Genomic DNA, 853 nt, shown 5'->3' on the forward strand with positions numbered 1-853 from the left:
CGCGCCGGTGACCATAGCCAACGGGACCCAGTTCACCGATCCGAACGGGGAGCCGGTCCACGCCCATGGCGGGGGCGTGGTCAAGGTCGGCGAGTACTACTACTGGTTCGGCGAGAACCGCAATGACGACAACACCTTCCGGTACGTCTCGGCGTACCGCTCCACGGACCTGAAGAACTGGGAGTTCCGCAACCACGTCCTGACCCAGGAGTCGGATCCGGAGCTGGCCACGGCCAACATCGAGCGGCCGAAGGTGATGTACAACGAGTCCACCGGGCAGTTCGTGATGTGGGCGCACAAGGAGAACGGCCAGGACTACAGCGAGGCCCGCGCCGCCGTCGCGGTCTCCGACACCGTCGACGGCGACTACGCCTACCGGGGCAGCTTCCGGCCGCTGGACCACATGTCCCGCGACATCACGGTCTTCGTGGACGACGACGGCGCCGGCTACATGGTCTCCGCCGCCCGGGAGAACTACGACCTGCACCTCTACCGGCTGACCGAGGACTACACGGGCGTCGCGGAGCTGGTGGCCAATCCCTGGCCGGGCGGCCACCGCGAGGCGCCCGCGCTCTTCAAGCGCGACGGCGTGTACTTCATGCTCACCTCCGGCGCCACCGGCTGGGATCCCAACCAGCAGCAGTACGCCACCTCCACCGACCTCGCCGGCGGCTGGAGCGAGATGCGCGACGTCGGCGACGCCACGGCGTACGACTCCCAGACCGCCTGGGTCCTGCCGATCCAGGGCACCGACGAGACCGCCTACCTGTACATGGGCGACCGCTGGGCGGGCGCCTGGGACGGGCCGGTCAACGAATCCCGGTACGTCTGGCTGCCGCTGACCTTCCCCGAC

1 protein-coding gene is annotated in these 853 nt (G+C 68.7%); it reads left to right on the forward strand.

Annotation, left to right across the window (positions count from 1 at the left end; translation table 11 throughout):
• Window positions 1–853: family 43 glycosylhydrolase (locus ACTWQH_RS32775; RefSeq protein ID WP_443290458.1), on the forward strand; the 853-nt coding region annotated here is incomplete at both ends.

It is taken from the genome of Streptomyces sp. 6N223, assembly GCF_052246635.1.
Taxonomy (GTDB): Bacteria; Actinomycetota; Actinomycetes; order Streptomycetales; family Streptomycetaceae; genus Streptomyces.